This is a genomic window from Alteromonas sp. H39 (genome assembly GCF_047556435.1).
Classification (GTDB): domain Bacteria; phylum Pseudomonadota; class Gammaproteobacteria; order Enterobacterales; family Alteromonadaceae; genus Alteromonas.
In genome coordinates this window covers 936,410-953,826 of record NZ_CP180210.1, presented here as the reverse complement: position 1 = coordinate 953,826, position 17,417 = coordinate 936,410, and the positions used below count along the sequence as shown (strand labels likewise).

The following is a 17,417-nucleotide window of genomic DNA, read 5'->3' as shown; positions in this document are numbered from 1 at the left end:
TTATATCAAGTGAAAGTTATTCGATAACTGTCCTGAATTTCACTCTCAGCATCAATTAGGCAGCATTACCTGGAATGTTGCAACACAAACAGGAGCGACGTATGCAACCTCTCGTCATCACGATTATGGGAAAAGACAAACCCGGACTGGTCGACTCGCTTGCCCGATGTGTTTATCAGCATGGGGGCAACTGGCAGGGTTCGAGTTTCGCCCATATGGCTGGTATGTTTACCGGCTTTGTAGAAGTCCACGTACCGGCCGATGCGCACAAAGCACTTATTGACGCGCTGGATGCACTCGATGGTTTATCAGTGCAGTATGTCTCAGTCACCGAATCGGCTGCGCAAAGTGGTAATTATTATGATGTTGAGATCATGGGCAATGATAAGCCGGGCATCGTTCAGGAACTGACCAGCATTTTCAATCAGTTCAACCTTAACATTCTCAACTTCGATTCACGCTGTGAAAGTGCGCCGAATTGGGGCAGCCTGATGTTTAAAGCGCACGCAAGAATAGCGGTACCTGATAACTTTGATGAAGGGGCGCTCAAAGAGGCACTGGAAGCAAAGGCTAACGATGTCGTCGTCGATATCAGTGCAGTGCAGGCATAAGAGAAATCGTAAGAACGGCGTACAGAGCTACCTGCAGCGTTATCTTTTTTTCAGGCCTGCCAGCTGTCGGTACTTTCTACGCTACGCAATACCACAACGTGACCTGCTGTGACCCTGAAGAGAAGAAAATTGTCACAGTATTGTCATCGATAACTGGCAGGCTTTCAGCATTTTTGACAAGTGAAAATCGCAAACCATGGATAGCACAGAGTTATACTACCCCAAAGAGCTAAGCTGGCTTTCATTCAACGAGCGTGTACTTCAGGAGGCAGCGGATAAAAACACGCCAGCCGTCGAACGTATCCGGTTCCTGGGCATTTACTCAAACAATCTGGATGAATTTTTCCGCGTTCGTGCCGCCGACGTAAAACGCCAGATAACCATCGCACAGAACGACGGCAATGATGCCGAAGCCGAGGCACTGATTAGCTTGCTGGAACAAATTCAGCAAAAGGTAGTACATCTGTCAGAAAAGTTCGACAGCATTCACAAAGACGCACTCAAAGCCCTCGCACGATACAATATTCATATTCTGCGCAAAGACATGCTGAACGATTATCACAAGGATTGGTTACGAAACCTTTTCGTCAACAAAATCCTGCGTCACATCGCGCCTATTCTGATTGATAAAAAGACCGACCTGCTTAGCCGGCTTAACGGGACATCCGTCTATTTGTATGTTGCTATTCGGCGGGAAGGCAGAAACCCCCGCTTCGCCGTTGTTCAGGTACCCACTACTGAAATGTCGCGCTTTGTGCTTATTCCACCGGAAAAAAGCCGCAAGAAAAAGCACATTGTGCTGCTTGATGACATTATTCAGTTGTGCCTGGCGGATATTTTTCGTGGCTTCGTCAAATTCGATACCTTAGAAGCGTTCTCATTTAAGATGACACGGGACTCGGAATACTCCATTAACGATGAAATTGATGAGAGTTATGTTGAGAAAATGTCCGAGAGCATGAAGCAGCGCCTGATTGCTGAGCCAGTTCGGGTTATCTACGATACCGCTATGCCCAAAGACATGGTTAACGATTTGCGTAAAAGGCTGAAAATCACCTCGCTGGATACCATGCATGCGGCAGGTCATTATCGCAACTTTAAAGACTTCATAGGCTTCCCGAATGTGGGTCGCGACTATCTTGAGCACAACGCACTTCCGGCTATTGATACCAAAAAATTCTCAAGTTATAACACGGTGTTTGACGCGATATCGGCACACGACATTCTGCTGCATTATCCTTATCACCGTTTTTTGCACTTTACCGAATTTGTACGTCAGGCTGCTTTCGACCCCAGCGTAAAAATGATCCGCATCAATATTTATCGGGTTGCCAGTAATTCCCGCATCATTAACTCATTAATTGATGCCGTGGATAATGGAAAAAAAGTGACGGTTGTTGTGGAAATACGGGCGCGGTTTGACGAAGAAGCCAATATTGAGTGGTCAAAACGCATGACCGATGCGGGTATTCGGGTTGTGTTAGGTGTACCCACGTTGAAAATTCACAGTAAGCTGTGCCTGGTAACCCGTGAAGAACGAGGCTCTTTGATCAATTACGCTCATTTTGGTACCGGTAATTTCAACGAAAAAACAGCAAAAATCTACACTGACTTTTCGCTGTTTACCCGTAATCAGGAGCTGGCAAATGAAGCCGTCTCGGTATTTGATTTAATTCAGTATCCGTATCGTCGTTACAAGTTTCAGCACCTGCAGATCTCTCCGTTGAACGCGAGAACCAAAATTCAGTCGTTAATCCGTCAGGAAATACAGCACCTCAAAGAAGGTCATAAGGCTGCTATTACCTTTAAAATTAACAACCTCGTGGACAAAGAGTTAATTGACGATCTATACCGGGCCAGTCAGGCGGGTATCAAAATTCGCGGCATTGTGCGTGGCATGTGCTCATTAGTGACCGGTCTGAAAGGCATCAGTGAAAATATTGAGATACTATCTATAGTGGATCGATTCCTGGAGCATCCTCGAGCCATGGTGTTTGAAGGGGGTGGTGAGCGCAAAGTGTTCATCTCATCAGCAGACTGGATGACGAGAAACATGGACAATCGCATAGAAGTCGGTTGCCCCATTTACGACAAAAACCTGCAGCAACAAATTGTAGATATTCTTGAAATGCAGTTTCAGGATACATTGAAAGCGCGGGTTATTGACAAGGATCAGGCTAATCGGTACGTTCGCAGGGGGAATCGCAAGAAGCTTCGGTCACAAATCGAAATTTACGATTACCTGAAAAAATTAGAAGAAACCTATTAGCAGTTGGGGCGGTTCACCACGACTTCCGGCGGAACCTTTGTGTCCGCCATGGTGCCGACAACCAGCGATGTCATCAGACACTTTGAGTAGCAGGCCCTGAATGAACCAGCATGAATCCGCTTTTGACTCTGTTTCTCCCCGCGACGTAACCAAGGTTGCTGCGCTTGATATGGGGTCAAACAGCTTTCATCTGGTCGTTGCCAGAATTAATGCAGGTTCCGTACAGATCCTGCATAGGGTGAAGCAGAAAGTACGTCTGGCAGAAGGGCTGGATGACAATGATATCCTGTCTCAGGAGGCCATTGAACGAGGCCTGCAAACACTAAAAATTGTGGCAGAGAGCCTCAAAGGTTTCGAACCCGACTCGGTTCGCATTGTTGCCACCCACACCTTACGCAAAGCAAAAAATGCGAAAGACTTTATTCATGCTGCTAAAGAAATCCTGCCTTATCCCATTGAAGTTATTTCCGGCACCGAAGAGGCGAGGTTAATTTATTCTGGAGTTGCCCATACCAGCCATGCGGAAGGACAACAACTGGTAGTCGATATTGGCGGCGGTTCTACCGAATTTGTTATAGGTGAAGGCCTCTCGCCACTTATTTGTCGCAGTCTGCAAATGGGCTGTGTGTCCTATACCCAACGCTTTTTTCCCGACGGTAAGCTCACGTCAAAGGCCTTCAAAAAAGCGGTGATCGCAGCAGAGCAGGAACTCGAACTTATAGAAGATAAATACCGTCGACTTGGCTGGCAGCAGTGTATTGGTACCTCGGGTACTATCCGAACCCTGTGTTTACTTGCCCAGCCTGAGCCCGCTACCAACACAGAGACATCATTGACGCTCAAGGCGCTTAACCAGTTGACGAAGCAGTTCATCGACGCAGGTCATATTGATAAGCTCACTATGCCGATACTCAGTCCTGACAGAAAAGTGGTAATAGCCGCTGGTCTGGCTATTCTCACAGCAATATTCAAAGCGCTAAAGATCGACACGTTGCAATATTCCTCGGCTGCACTCCGGGAGGGCGTGCTCTACCAGATGGAAGATGAGTTACATCACGCCGATATCCGGGGAAGAACGGCAGGCAGCCTGGCAACCCGCTACGATGTTGATACCACGCAGGCCACGTTAGTACTGAATACGTCTTTACGACTTATGGACCAATGCGCTAAAGCCTGGAAACTCAAACATAAAGACTGCCGCAGCATGTTGGGCTGGGCCGCCCTGCTCCATGAAGTCGGACTGCAGATCAACTCACGGGGTGTACAGCGACATTCCGCTTACATTCTTGCCAATGTTGATATGCCAGGCTTCACGCAGGAGCAACAGGAATTATTAGCCACGCTGGTGCGCTTCCATCGTAAAAAGGTTCGCGTTACCGAAATACCCGTTTTTTATCAGTACGATGTGAATCTTGTTAAGCGACTAATCGCCTTGCTAAGGTTAGGCGCGCTATTGAATATCAAGCGACAGGAAGACTTCATTCCGGACTTTACGGTCGATGCCCAGAAGCATGCATTGTCACTCACATTTCCGGAAGGCTGGCTGGAAGGACGGCCTATTTTGTCCGCTGATCTGGAACGCGAATCAGATTATTGGAAAGCCCTCGACCTGACACTGACTGTATCCTGAACGCTCACAGGCACGCCTTTTAGACATATCAGCGGAGCATCGGCGAACGTCGTCACCATCGCATCTCAGTGAACAAACCATACAGGAAACGGTGTCACGGCTTTTCGGTGTGTGAGTGTCTTCTTGTGTCTAAAAACTTTACACGTCCCCCCTGTTTTGCCCGCTGAACGTTTTCAAAATATTGATTTATTCATTTTTTGTGCAAAGGGCGCACTTCTTGTATAGCATGACTTTCAGGACACGCCTCAAGACTATTTAAACAAGGAACTATCATTATGATACGAGTTTTGTCGCGTTTACTCAGCGCAATTGCGCTTGCAGGAAGTGTGGCCTTCAGCTGTCAGGCTGCTTTAATCACCGTTAACGGCACGTCGCTTAACGTCAACGCTGTCAACATCAATGAAATCAGTGCAACGTCATTTAATAATCTATACGGCAATAGCCAGTTCGGTGCTAACACAGGCTGGGAAATCGCCAATGAGATGATCACTTTTATTGCTGAATTTAATAATCAATTCGCCATCTACAGCATCTTCAGTGATCGTTTTGACGCCAACACTGGCACCGCAGGCTCGTTGACGTTTTCTGCGTCAGGGGATGGAGTGATGACGTTCAGAGATGATCCTGGTGAAACTACGCTCGGCGACACTGTGTTGTATAACTGGGCGGCAGACCGGACAGACGGCCTGATTTGGGGAACCTTTCCGGCAAGCGGGATTAACACGGTTCATACCTTCTCTGATGTCTCAGGTTTGAATGGCATTACCGTTTACAGCTTTGACGACAACAACATTCCATTCGTTGCCGGTACTTTTGACTTTATCGATAACGGAGCCGTTATTCGCTATTCCTCGGTGAGCGCACCAGCTTCCCTTGGACTTATGGCGGTGGCACTGTGCACGATATGGCTGCGCTGCCAAAGACGGCTGCGGTAGTTGCTGTAAACAAGGGCGAAGAGACGCTGTCTCTTCGTTTGCCTGATAGGTAACGCGGCATATACTGATAAGGCGTTAACAGTGTTATCGGGTGGCGTTAATCAGAAACCGACTGCTACGACCTGGTTTCTACCGGTGTGCTTGGCTTCGTACAACGCTGCGTCTGCCTCTTTCACACTGTCAAATAAGTCACTGTTCTGTTTAATCTCTACAACACCAAACGACGCCGTGAGCCTAAACCGGTGATTTTGAAAGCGAACCTCGTAAGCGTTTACTTCGGTGCGAAGTCGCTCAGCCAGTTGACTGGCTTCAGTCACATCACTTTGCACAGACAAAATTAAGAATTCTTCCCCCCCCCATGCGGATAAGGGTATCTTCTTTTCTTAGCAGCGACTGAACAACCCGCGAAAAATGTTTAAGGGCGTAGTCGCCAGCCAAATGTCCATAGCGGTCATTGATCGATTTGAAGTGATCAATATCGCAGACCACAACAGACAACGTTTGCTGCTGACGCTCTGCATATGCACAAAGTTTAGGCGCCATTTCATAGTAAAAGTGACGGTTCTTTGCCCCGGTCAGCGCATCAGTGAACACCCGCAAGCGGAGTCGCTCCAGCAAGGAATACATAATACTGACGGCAAATCCGAGTAAGAAAAGTAACTGTAGCGAGACCATAGAAATCAAGCCCACCATAGTTTGCTGCTCGGAACTCCCGACAAACACAAATAGATAGAGAGGCCCGCCCACCAGGGTAATAAATAGCGCCACCAGCAGCGACAACATTAATACCCAGTTGCCTATCGACTCCCGGTTTAAATAGTGTCGAATGCGGGACAATGTCATCATTAATGGTATCGCGCAATTAAACAGCATCAGGGCGTCACGCATCATGACGCTGTCCTGATTCCAGTAATAATGCACAGTGAGTAATTCTACTATTAAAAGGTGACTGGCAATCGCGTAGCGATAGCGCCCTCTCACCGCATGACCATAACGTTTGGCCACACTGATAAAAACCAGCCATGCACTAAAAAGCAGGAAGAGGTTGTAGCACAGAATATACACTTCGCGATAACCAACATGGCGAAGTGACAGGGTAATTTGCGCCAGTGTCGTAAACACCAGAAACAGGCGGGCATAATGTGCTGCTTTCGATTTATGTTTGTGCTTAGGCTTGGGCAACGCAAACGTAAACGCAATGCCTATCAGCGCGACGAGGGTTAATAACCCTCCCTGAAACACAACGAGTTCTTCAATACCCAAAATGATTTACCTGATTTACGGTTTACGGGGCAACAACAAAGCATGCTGCTATATCCCCGCCGCAACATCGATATGCCGACGTGGCTACTACAGTCTGCCCACGTCCATTCCGGGCTGAAAATACGCGCGAATTATAAGAGACCCAACTGGTCGGATCAATTGACTTGATACAAGATCAAGCTAAGCCTCTGCCAGACCAAAAAAAATAGTTTTTACGGATAACCAGACGGTCAGCTTTAGACAAATTTTTCACGTACTATTACCGTAAAATTACCTATCTGTTGGGAAAAACGCCGAAATAATAGCAGTGAGAGAAACCAGAGACATTGAAACGCTGTCAGTATGGTGGCTTGCAAAACGTGTTTGTTTCGACGCAGACGGTCTCACAGACAATCACAACTAAAGCGAACATATCCTCGCTGAGACGGGAAATCGGGAAATTCAGGTGGGTTTCGTCATTAGCGAACAAGACGTTCGATACTACTGTCAGGTATTCTGCCTGCCGGGGAAGTCAGCAACAGTGTCGCGACTTTCCGGCAAGCAGCACGTAGGTTACTTACGCTTTTGACGCCTGATAAATGCTTTCAATGGCTTCATCCAGCGTAGCTTCAAATTCGTCCTCTGACTGCTGAACCGAAATTCCCTCAGTCAGTGCACGCGAGAAACTGGCAATCATGCCCTGGTTTTCGGCAAGTTTAGCATTGGCCTCATCGCGGCTGTAACCGCCAGAGAGTGCGACCACTTTCAGTACCCGAGGATGATCGACCAGCTCTTTGTAGAAATTATTCTCCGTTGGCAACGTCAGTTTCAGCATCACTTCCTGACCTTCTTCCAACATATTTAGTTGTGCCAGGATCTCCAGCTTCAGCAGGGCTTCGGCCTCGGCTTTCTCCGGGCTGTTGATATCCACCTCAGGCTCAATAATGGGCACCAGGCCTGCCGCCAGAATATCTTTACCCACTTCAAACTGTTGCTTAACAACCGCTTTGATACCATCATGATTCGCCAGCTTAACCACCGAACGCATCTTTGTGCCAAACACGTCCTGCGCCACCGCTTTTGCCAGCAGTGCTGCCAGGCCCGGCATAGGCTTCATTACCTGAACACCGTTTTCTTCGTCAGCCAGCCCCTTATCGACTTTCAAAAAAGGAACCACGCGCTTTTTCTGCCATAAGTAGTGTGCAGATGACATGCCTTCAATGTCACGATCCAGCGTGTTTTCAAACAAAATCGCGCCAAGCACGCGCTCGCCACTGAATGCTTTGCTGGTAATGATACGTGTACGCATCTGATGGACCATTTCAAACATTTCGTCATCGTTGTTGTACGCAGATTCGTCAACACCGTAAAGTTTCAATGCTTTGGGCGTGCTACCGCCACTTTGGTCAAGGGCTGCAATAAAACCGGTCTGGGTTTTAACCTTATCCAGCATAGCTTGCTGAGCTTGTGATGCCATTAGCAACACTCCTTTTGTATTTTCTGCCCGCAGGCAGGTGTAGGGTTAGTTTTTTCGCTGGCGTACGTCACTGTCTCGCCAGCGATTTGTGGCTCTCGCCAAGCGGACTGGTGTTATTTATTTTTTTCTTCCAGTACCGCAACTGCCGGTAGCGTCTTACCTTCCAAAAACTCCAGGAAGGCGCCACCACCGGTAGAGATATACGATATCTTATCAGCGATTTCATATTTATCTACTGCGGCAAGCGTATCGCCGCCACCCGCAATCGAAAATGCATCACTTTCTGCTATCGCCTGTGACAGCGCTTTGGTCCCAGCACTGAATTGCTCGAATTCAAATACGCCCACCGGACCGTTCCAGACAATGGTGCCGGCATTTTTCAAAATGGTTTCCAGCGCCGCAGAAGAATCCGGGCCAATATCAAAAATCATATCGCCATCATTTACATCACTTACGGCTTTCAGCGTTGCTGGCGTGTTCTCATCGAAGGCTTCACCAACAACTACATCGGTTGGTACCGGAATGTCGCCGCCGTTGTCCTGAGCCTGTTTCATCAAGCGTTTCGCTTCGTCAACCAGGTCCATTTCCACCAGTGATTTACCCACATTGTGGCCTTGTGCCGCAATAAAGGTATTGGCAATCCCGCCACCCACAATCAGTTGGTCCACTTTTTCCGCCAGCGATTTCAGCACGGTCAGTTTGGTTGAGACTTTAGAGCCGCCAACAATTGCTACCATGGGGCGTGCCGGGTTATCCAGCGCTTTACCCAACGCATCCAGTTCTGCTGCCAGTAGTGGTCCGGCTACCGCTTTCGGTGCAAATTTGGCCACGCCATGAGTCGATGCCTGCGCACGGTGGGCCGTACCAAACGCGTCCATCACGAAAATATCGCACAGCGACGCGTATTGTTTCGATAAGGTTTCGTCGTCTTTCTTTTCGCCTTTGTTAAAGCGAACATTTTCCAGCACCAGCACTTCACCGGCTTTGGCATTAACGCCCTGCAGATAATCCTTCACAAGAGAAACCGGGGCGTCCAGGGCGTCATTCAAATAATCCACAACCGGCTGCAACGAGAACTCATCTGCTGGCTCACCCTCTGTCGGGCGACCTAAATGCGACATCACCATTACAGCAGCACCGCCTTCAAGCGCGGCTTTAATGGTTGGAATAGATGCTTTAATACGGGCATCAGACGTTACTTTGCCGTCTTTTACAGGGACGTTCAGATCTTGTCTGATCAGCACCCGCTGACCGGATAATGAAACATCCTGCATAGTTGGAATAGCCATAGAATTTCCCTTATCTGTTTATATTGAATCGGTTTGGCTGACACGATACATCGCCAGCGCAGTATCAATCATTCGGTTTGCGAAGCCCCATTCGTTATCACACCACACCAGCGTTTTTACCAGGTGTTTGTGACTCACGCGGGTTTGGGTGCCGTCGACAATGCATGAATGCGGGTCGTGATTAAAATCAACGGAAACCAGCGGCTCCTCAGTGTAATCCAGTATACCTGCCAGACGCCCGTGTTTTACTTTTGCCAGTGCCTCGTTGACCTCGGCGATAGTCACTTCACGTTGTGTGGTGACGCTCAAATCCATCGCCGTGACGTTAATCGTGGGCACACGCACCGCTATCGCTTCAAACTTACCGGCAAACTTAGGCAAGATCCTCTCAATACCACGGGCAAGCCGGGTATCTACCGGAATGATTGACTGACTTGCCGCCCGCGTGCGGCGAAGATCGTCATGATAAGCATCGATAACCTGTTGATCATGCATTGACGAATGAATGGTGGTGATCGTGCCGCTTAGCACTTCAAATGCATCGTCTAAAGCCTGTATAACCGGCACAATGCAATTGGTCGTGCAGGAGCCATTAGAGACGAGCTTTTGCTCTGGTGTCAGCGTCTCTTCGTTACTGCCAAAAATAATCGTGTTGTCTAAATCCGGCGTGCCGGGAGAGGAAAAGAGTACACGTTGCGCGCCAGCGTCAAGATGGGCCTGACCGGAAGCCCTGTCATCAAATACACCAGTACATTCCAGTACCAAATCGACGCCCAGTTCTCGCCAGGGCAGTAAGTCGATGTCCGGTTGTGCCAGTAAGCGTATGGCGTTACCTGCAACGATCAGATTTCCCTTTTCCAGATGCACATCAAAAGCAAACCGCCCGTGGGCGGTGTCATACTTTAATAAATGTGCGATGCCTTCGGGTTTGGCGACATCATTGATTGCAACCACTTCGATAAGCCGGTTGCGCCCGCTTTCAAACAGCGCGCGCAACACGTTGCGTCCAATACGACCAAATCCATTTATGGCAACTCTTAACATATAACCGCCTGTTGCCTGCGTGCGTTAGAGTGAGAGCGCAGCCTCAACTACCTCATCAGTCGTAATGTTGAAATGCTTGAACAAGTCACCTGCCGGGGCAGACTCACCGAACGTATCCATGCCCACTATAGCACCGTTAAAGCCTACATATTTGTGCCAGCTGTCTTTCGATAATGCTTCCACAGCGACACGTTTTGTGACATCTGAAGGCAGAACGCTTTCTTTGTAATCTTTGTCCTGACGATCAAACACGTCAGTACAAGGCATGGAAACCACGCGCACTTTTTTGCCCTGGTCACTAAGCTTTTCAGCTGCCTCAACAGCAAGCTGGACCTCAGAACCGGTGCCAATCAGGATAATGTCTGGCTTGCCGTCGCAATCAACCAGCGTATACCCGCCTTTTTCAATCGCCGCTACCTGCTCAGGTGTGCGTGACTGTTGGGGCATGCCCTGACGCGTAAAAATGAGCGTGGTTGGGCCATCTTTGCGCAGAATAGCCGATTTCCACGACACCGCAGATTCGACCTGATCGCACGGACGCCAGTTATCAAGATTCGGTGTAGCGCGCAGAGCGACAACCTGCTCAACGGCCTGGTGTGTTGGACCATCTTCACCCAGACCAATTGAATCGTGGGTATACACAAAAATTACCGGCTGCTTCATAAGCGCTGCCATACGAACGGCATTGCGGGCATATTCCATAAACATCAGGAAGGTGGCACCGTAGGCTCTGAAGCCTCCGTGCAGGACAATGCCATTCATCATGGCCGACATGCCAAACTCGCGCACGCCATAATAAACATAGTTGCCTGATGCATCGTCTTTCTCAACGCCTTTACTGCCTGACCAGATTGTCAGGTTAGATCCCGCCAGGTCGGCAGAACCACCCAGTAGTTCCGGCAGTAACGGGCCAAAGGCATTCAGTGCATTTTGCGAGGCTTTGCGTGAGGCGATATTTTCCGGGTTTGCCTGCAAATCCGCAATGATCTTGTCAGCATCGGCAGCGAAGCTTTCGGGTAATTCACCAGCCACACGACGTTTGAATTCTGCAGCCAGTTCAGGATAGGCTTTTGCATACGCATCGAATTTCTCGTTCCATGCACTTTCCGCTTTCTGGCCGGCATCTTTCGCATTCCAGCCTGCGTAAATATCTTCTGGTACTTCGAAGGCGGGATGCGGCCAGTTAAGCGCCTCGCGGGTACTGGCAATTTCATCATCACCTAACGGCGCGCCGTGGCAAGACTCGGTGCCCTGCTTATTCGGCGCACCAAAGCCAATAACCGTACGACAGCAAATCAGCGTTGGCTGAGACGTATTTTCACGCGCGGTTTGAATGGCCGTGGCGACTTGCTCGGCATCGTGGCCATCGATATCTTCGATTACCTGCCAGCCGTAAGCACGGAAACGCTCTGGTGTGTTATCGGTAAACCAACCCTCGACCTCACCATCAATAGAGATGCCGTTGTCATCCCAAAACGCAATTAACTTACCCAGACCTAAGGTGCCAGCCAGTGAACAAGTCTCGTGTGAGATCCCTTCCATCAAACAGCCATCACCCATGAACGCATAAGTGAAATGATCAACAATATCGTGACCGTCACGGTTAAATTGTGCTGCCAGGACTTTTTCAGCCAGCGCCATGCCGACCGCGTTACTGATCCCCTGCCCCAGTGGGCCGGTGGTAGTTTCTACACCCGGTGCATAGCCGTATTCAGGATGACCTGGTGTTTTAGAGTGCAACTGACGGAACTGTTTTAACTCTTCAATTGGCAGGTCGTAACCTGACAAGTGAAGCAGTGAATACAGCAGCATCGAGCCATGACCGTTTGACAACACGAAGCGGTCACGGTTTGCCCAATCCGGGTTAGATGGGTTATGCGAAAGAAAATCACCCCACAAGACCTGAGCAATGTCGGCCATTCCCATAGGTGCGCCAGGGTGTCCTGACTTGGCTTTTTGTACGGCATCCATACTTAACGCGCGAATGGCGTTGGCGAGTTCACGGCGAGAGGGCATGTGGTCTCCTGATTGTTTTGTCTAAGATGGGGCTGACGTTTTGAACGCACAGTTGTAGAACACTGCGCTGACGATATCTGCCCGCTTATCTGAGTGTGAGAGTATTCTTACTCATGGACTCATTCAGTTCAATGGATTTTACTTACCAAATCCGGCAGCCAGATTATGAAATTAAAAATTATTACCGGTTTGGAATTTGCCACCAAAGAATTATTGAACCCTTAACTGGCAATTTGACTATGTACACAGATCGAGACTGTCAACTAATCGTAACGAATAGACTTTTAGACGTCCAGAAGTAAAGACTGGTATTTTAATGCTAAATCGGTACAATACCGCGTTTAGTTTGTGAAAACACTCACGGAGATTTTATGGCCACGCATTTGTTCACGTCCGAGTCAGTGTCAGAGGGACATCCGGATAAAATCGCAGATCAGATTTCTGATGCGGTGCTTGATGCCATTTTAGAGCAGGACCCAACTGCACGGGTTGCCTGTGAAACCTATGTTAAGACCGGTATGGTACTGGTTGGCGGGGAAATTACCACCTCGGCATGGGTAGATATTGAAGAACTGACCCGGCAAACGGTTAAGGATATTGGTTACACTCACTCTGATATGGGGTTTGATGCTGATTCCTGCGCGGTATTAAATGCCATTGGCAAACAATCCCCTGACATTAATCAGGGCGTTGATCGTCAAAGTCCTGAAGAACAGGGCGCGGGTGACCAGGGGTTGATGTTTGGCTACGCCTCAGATGAAACCGAAGTATTGATGCCCGCCCCAATTACTTACTCACATCGCCTGGTACAGCGTCAGGCAGAAGTGCGTAAATCCGGTAAATTAGACTGGCTGCGTCCGGACGCGAAAAGCCAGGTCACCTTCAAATACGAAAATGACAAGCCCGTTGGTATCGACGCCGTTGTCTTGTCCACGCAGCACTGTGATACGGTAACGACCGAACAGGTGCGTGAAGCCGTGATGGAAGAAATCATCAAACCGGTATTACCAGCAGAGTGGCTGGACAAAAACACGCAGTTCCACATTAATCCCACAGGTCGATTCGTCATTGGCGGGCCGATGGGCGACTGCGGACTGACCGGCCGTAAGATTATTGTGGATACCTACGGCGGCATGGCACGACACGGCGGTGGCGCTTTCTCCGGAAAAGATCCGTCAAAAGTAGACCGTTCGGCAGCTTACGCGGGCCGTTATGTTGCGAAGAATATCGTGGCTGCAGGACTTGCTAAACGATGTGAAATCCAGGTGTCCTATGCGATCGGTGTAGCCCAGCCTACATCAATAAGTATTGAAACCTTCGGAACGGGTAAAGTTGACGAAGCGACGCTGGTTGCTCTGGTTCGTGAGTATTTTGATCTTCGCCCCTATGGGTTAATTAAAATGCTGGATCTGGAACGTCCAATCTACCGTGCAACCGCAGCATACGGACACTTCGGACGCGATTTATTCCCTTGGGAACGAACGGATAAAGCCGAAGCTCTGCGAGCCAGTATCTAGTCTACTATTCGCGTTACTTTTCCCGCCAGACCATGGCGGGCAAAGTAACGCAGGTATGCCCCTCCATATACCCACTCTTTAATCACTTATAACGTTTACTTCTATAAGTGGATGCAAACTAATCAAAAAAGACTCATCCATAATTTCAAAAGCGGCGTACACGAGTCTACAATGTAAAAACATGCTTCAGAAAAACGACTGCTCCGTGGCGCCGATCACTTCCGAAAAGGTGGTTATCGATAAAAAGCGACAACAATAACGCAGCGTTTTCTCAGGTAGTGACAACACTCAAACTGGAACCCATCACATGGAAAATTCGTGGCGGTTGCTTGCTTTTGCTGTTTTATTCTCAGGTCTGGTTATGGCCGATAATGCACCCGGTGGCCGTGTGCCTGCAGAGCAGTTCCCCTTACTTTCCACTCCACAGCAATCCGCAATAAGTTTCAGAAGTGCCCTGTTGCCAAAATGGTCATTTGACGTCCGCCATGATCGCGCCATTCCGTATAACTCTGTGTGGATTGACACTATTGCTTTGCACTCCCCCATCGACTCCATACGTTTGTCTGCGAGCCGGACTATCTCTTCCTCTTCCCACCAGCGAATCTTTGCAAGCGTACAGGCCAGTAATGATTTTTATACCCGCTCTCTGGATTGGCTGGTATTGCCCGGCAATGCGGGTGTTGCAGCCAGCGTAGGCTGGTTTATCGGAGAAGTCGACAGCCTGAATATGGCGGTGGAATATGAATACCGGGAAGTAGGAGAGACCGATGTGAATTCACTGAATCTGGGTGTTCACTATTATTTTTGACAAATTCTGTCCACAATTGCTGCAACATGCTCAGCAGTAGTGTCAATCAGCGGTACCGATGAATGTTCCTGCTTTACCAGCAATCCAATTTCAGTGCACCCTAACACGATGGCTTTGGCGCCTTGCGCCTGCAACCTTTGAATAATTTCCAGATAGCGCTTCTTAGAAGCGTCATTGATCACTCCTTTGCAAAGCTCATCGTAAATAATATTGTGTACTGCGTCGCGCTCAATGTCATCCGGCACGATAACTTCCAGTTGGTGGCTGGCAAGACGCTCACGGTAAAACGGTTGCTCCATGGTAAAACGCGTCCCCAGCAACCCTACCTTCAGCGAACCAACCTGGTGACAGCGCTTGGCGGTCGCATCAGCGATGTGAATAAGCGGTACCGGAATGGCACGAGCAACTTCTGCCGCCACTTTGTGCATTGTATTTGTGGCAATAACAATTGCCTGTGCTCCGCCCTGACAGAGCAGACTCGCGCTGTCACAAAGCGTTTCTGCCAGCGCATCCCAGCGATTGTCATGTTGCCATTGGCTGATTTGCTGAAAATCTACACTATGAATGAGTAAGTCTGCGCTGTGCAGTCCTCCCAGGCGCTCACTTACCTGCTGGTTGATTTGCTGGTAGTAACTTTGTGTTGACTGCCAGCTCATCCCGCCGATGATGCCAATACGAACCGGTTTGCTGGTCATCTCGCGCCTGCCTGTTTCTGCTTTGCAGAATCACTTGCCTCACGCGTTACAATAAACGTCTTCTGGATCAATTCTGCATCGACACTCGCGCGATGCCGGGCATCACACTCCGGAGTATGAATGCGCTGCTTAACCTCATGCCAGTAATGCATTTGATACTCATTCAACACATACTCCAGCGCAGAAAGTCTGAACGTCATGCGAATACCAGCTTCAGCAAACAACTTTATCAGCCAGGAATGATCGACAACCCAGCCATCTGAATAGGCGGTTCTGTCTCCCATGAAGGTATTGAGCTCGTGGCACACTGTCACCGGATCGGCACCGTGTTCAGCAAGCAATCTGCGGCTGATCCCATGTAACTGCTCAGCGGACTCATCCCAGTGTGACCAGGACGCAAATGGACGAATCAACCGGCAAAAACGCGCACCATCAGACCGGGCCACCCCAATTTCAATAGGGTAACTTTTTGCACCAAAGCCGCTGGCTTCGACATCCAGTATCGTTGGGGGGTGAAAAAGGGTTGGCAACCTGCAAGCCTTTTAAAACATATCGATACTATAACGCTACGGCCCCTGCGCAATAAGTGCAAGGTTAAAGCGAATAAAAAACAACAGGGCACGCATTTTACGCATACCGTGACACCACAACCATGATTTTGCATCGCGCAACCTGAGCGGGCCTGGCTGCTGGTACACCGGATATACGCTCGGCCAGGTAAGTTTTACCCGGTTCAAGGCATACGGACAGACTCCCCTGTTGTGCCAGAGTTCGTCAGCCTCACGGCGAGAGCGACGACAAGCCTGGATCCAACTGTGAGTGACAGCTACACACCGTAAAGTCTGAGCCGTACGAACCATGCACATTCGCATCGGCCCTGATATTGATTGGGAGAATACCTTGTTATCACACCGCTGGTTTCCTAACAGCTGCAGACATATTGCCTGTTTCTTTCCCCCACTTCGCCATGGATACCTGAAAATCGCGCGCAGGCGGTGTACAGTGTTAAATACTGGCAAGAATTTCGCATCACGTTACTATATTCTTGTTTATATCCCGATGGCAGCATCCATCCACTGACAATACCGCCAATGTCCCGAAACGCGTTTCACTATGAGTCTACAAATGAAGCCGGTCACCTGCGGCCTCCTTCAATGATATCGGCTTTCTCCAGGCGTTATCTGCTGTGTGCGCTCGTATTGTGCACGTTGGGTCTGACATCTTTAATTGGCGTGGTTTCATTCAATGTGAGAGCGCTACAAACTGAAGTAGATGCGATTTTTTTCACACCGCATCCTGAGGCCTCATCCCAGTCACTAAACTCCATGCAGGCGCAATTAGAAACACTAAGTACAGTGCTCCCGGACTACGCACAACCCCGCTTGTTATTAGCGAAGCTGTATCTGATCAGAGCCAAAGTGGGAATGGATGCCAACAGCGCACGGCCTGATTTTTTAAGTGCAGCCAGACACCAGTTAGAACAGATAAGAATGCGTCAGCCTGCTCACTACCCTGCGATTGGTTTGACAGTTTGGCTTGAGGCGCAGCTGGGTTTGCCGTTGGATGAGCGCTTACCTACGCTTCGGCTGGCGCTATACAACGGTGGACTGGAAAAAACCAATCAATGGTTATTGGGGCCTGTCGTTGTGGCTGACTGGCAACATTTGCCGGATGACTTACGGGCTCTCAGCGGCCCCATGATAAAAAGTATGCTATCAGAACAGGAAAGCCGCTATCGTCTCATAGAGGCAATGTATAACCATCAACGTTTTCTGCCGTTTACGCAATTTTCCCCTAACCGGGACACGTCCTATTTACTGAGAACCTTGCATGCCATTTACGTTAGTCCCAAGATCCGCTGATTTTCCCACGAAGGCGGCGGCA

At 49.1% G+C, this 17,417-nt stretch carries 15 protein-coding genes; 7 read left to right on the top strand and 8 right to left on the bottom strand.

Going from position 1 to position 17,417, the window contains the following annotated elements:
• Window positions 1–101 precede the first annotated feature (101 nt).
• The 4 genes from ACLBLI_RS04110 (at window position 102) to ACLBLI_RS04095 (ending at window position 5,445) form a co-directional block, all read left to right on the top strand.
• Complete coding sequence (locus ACLBLI_RS04110; protein WP_414829890.1) at window positions 102–611, top strand: glycine cleavage system protein R; 510 nt, start codon at window positions 102–104, stop codon at window positions 609–611.
• A 196-nt stretch (window positions 612–807) separates the two neighbouring features.
• Window positions 808–2,880 (top strand): polyphosphate kinase 1, encoded by a 2,073-nt coding sequence (gene ppk1, locus ACLBLI_RS04105; protein WP_414829889.1) that lies wholly within the window; start codon window positions 808–810, stop codon window positions 2,878–2,880.
• 100 nt (window positions 2,881–2,980) lie between these two features.
• Complete coding sequence (ppx, locus tag ACLBLI_RS04100) at window positions 2,981–4,510, top strand: exopolyphosphatase (protein ID WP_414829888.1); 1,530 nt, start codon at window positions 2,981–2,983, stop codon at window positions 4,508–4,510.
• 275 nt (window positions 4,511–4,785) lie between these two features.
• Window positions 4,786–5,445 carry a hypothetical protein gene (locus ACLBLI_RS04095; protein ID WP_414829887.1) on the top strand — a complete coding sequence of 220 codons (660 nt, stop codon included), beginning with the start codon at window positions 4,786–4,788 and terminating at the stop codon, window positions 5,443–5,445.
• A 101-nt stretch (window positions 5,446–5,546) separates the two neighbouring features.
• Here the strand turns inward: ACLBLI_RS04095 and ACLBLI_RS04090 are convergent, their stop codons facing one another.
• The 6 genes from ACLBLI_RS04090 to tkt all read right to left on the bottom strand — a co-directional run bounded on the left by ACLBLI_RS04090 (window position 5,547) and on the right by tkt (window position 12,513).
• A complete protein-coding gene (locus tag ACLBLI_RS04090; RefSeq protein ID WP_414830898.1) occupies window positions 5,547–5,774 on the bottom strand; it encodes a diguanylate cyclase in 228 nt (75 codons plus the stop codon).
• A complete protein-coding gene (locus tag ACLBLI_RS04085) occupies window positions 5,764–6,708 on the bottom strand; it encodes a GGDEF domain-containing protein (protein WP_414829886.1) in 945 nt (314 codons plus the stop codon). The genes ACLBLI_RS04090 and ACLBLI_RS04085 overlap by 11 nt, the downstream gene beginning before the upstream one ends.
• Before the next feature lie 556 nt (window positions 6,709–7,264).
• On the bottom strand, window positions 7,265–8,164 hold the full coding sequence (locus tag ACLBLI_RS04080; RefSeq protein ID WP_414829885.1) for a fructose bisphosphate aldolase: 900 nt from the start codon (window positions 8,162–8,164) through the stop codon (window positions 7,265–7,267).
• A gap of 113 nt (window positions 8,165–8,277) precedes the next feature.
• Window positions 8,278–9,453 carry a phosphoglycerate kinase gene (locus tag ACLBLI_RS04075; protein ID WP_414829884.1) on the bottom strand — a complete coding sequence of 392 codons (1,176 nt, stop codon included), beginning with the start codon at window positions 9,451–9,453 and terminating at the stop codon, window positions 8,278–8,280.
• An 18-nt stretch (window positions 9,454–9,471) separates the two neighbouring features.
• Window positions 9,472–10,497, bottom strand: coding sequence for an erythrose-4-phosphate dehydrogenase (epd, locus tag ACLBLI_RS04070; RefSeq protein ID WP_414829883.1), 1,026 nt, complete (start codon window positions 10,495–10,497; stop codon window positions 9,472–9,474).
• Between the two features lie 24 nt (window positions 10,498–10,521).
• Window positions 10,522–12,513 (bottom strand): transketolase, encoded by a 1,992-nt coding sequence (gene tkt, locus ACLBLI_RS04065; RefSeq protein ID WP_414829882.1) that lies wholly within the window; start codon window positions 12,511–12,513, stop codon window positions 10,522–10,524.
• A 371-nt stretch (window positions 12,514–12,884) separates the two neighbouring features.
• On the opposite strand from tkt, the gene metK reads away from it, so the two are divergent.
• The gene (gene metK, locus ACLBLI_RS04060; protein WP_414829881.1) at window positions 12,885–14,030 is read left to right on the top strand and encodes a methionine adenosyltransferase; all 1,146 of its coding nucleotides are present in this window, start codon (window positions 12,885–12,887) and stop codon (window positions 14,028–14,030) included.
• Between the two features lie 307 nt (window positions 14,031–14,337).
• On the top strand, window positions 14,338–14,838 hold the full coding sequence (locus ACLBLI_RS04055) for a hypothetical protein (protein ID WP_414829880.1): 501 nt from the start codon (window positions 14,338–14,340) through the stop codon (window positions 14,836–14,838).
• Here the strand turns inward: ACLBLI_RS04055 and ACLBLI_RS04050 are convergent.
• Window positions 14,829–15,533, bottom strand: a complete 705-nt coding sequence (locus tag ACLBLI_RS04050; RefSeq protein WP_414829879.1) for an aspartate/glutamate racemase family protein — start codon at window positions 15,531–15,533, stop codon at window positions 14,829–14,831. The two genes, ACLBLI_RS04055 and ACLBLI_RS04050, sit on opposite strands and share 10 nt — an antisense overlap.
• The gene (locus tag ACLBLI_RS04045; protein WP_414829878.1) at window positions 15,530–16,063 is read right to left on the bottom strand and encodes a hypothetical protein; all 534 of its coding nucleotides are present in this window, start codon (window positions 16,061–16,063) and stop codon (window positions 15,530–15,532) included. Before ACLBLI_RS04045 ends, ACLBLI_RS04050 begins: the two co-directional genes overlap by 4 nt.
• Before the next feature lie 561 nt (window positions 16,064–16,624).
• Between ACLBLI_RS04045 and ACLBLI_RS04040 the strand changes: the two genes are divergently transcribed.
• A complete protein-coding gene (locus ACLBLI_RS04040) occupies window positions 16,625–17,395 on the top strand; it encodes a hypothetical protein (RefSeq protein WP_414829877.1) in 771 nt (256 codons plus the stop codon).
• The last annotated feature ends 22 nt before the right edge of the window (window positions 17,396–17,417 follow it).